This is a genomic window from Hylemonella gracilis ATCC 19624 (assembly GCF_000211835.1).
Taxonomy (GTDB): domain Bacteria; phylum Pseudomonadota; class Gammaproteobacteria; order Burkholderiales; family Burkholderiaceae_C; genus Hylemonella; species Hylemonella gracilis.
Map to the genome: position 1 here is coordinate 1 of NZ_AEGR01000031.1, position 252 is coordinate 252.

At 56.0% G+C, this 252-nt stretch carries 1 tRNA gene; it reads left to right on the forward strand.

The window, feature by feature from the left end:
- The first annotated feature begins 121 nt into the window (after nt 1-121).
- Nucleotides 122-195: transfer RNA gene (locus HGR_RS02790), tRNA-Cys, on the forward strand.
- Nucleotides 196-252: the final 57 nt, after the last annotated feature.

The window sequence follows — 252 nt, forward strand, 5'->3', positions numbered from 1 at the left end:
ACCTTGCCAAGGTTGAGGTCGCGAGTTCGAGCCTCGTTTCCCGCTCCAAGATTCCGAAAAGGGAAGCCCCATGCTTCCCTTTTTTATTCAGTCCCGGTGGCTCGGGGCTGGAAGTTTTGAAGGCGCGATAGCAAAGCGGTTATGCAACGGATTGCAAATCCGTCTAGTCCGGTTCGACTCCGGATCGCGCCTCCAGGTACACAGCGCGGGAATAGCTCAGTTGGTAGAGCGCAACCTTGCCAAGGTTGAGGT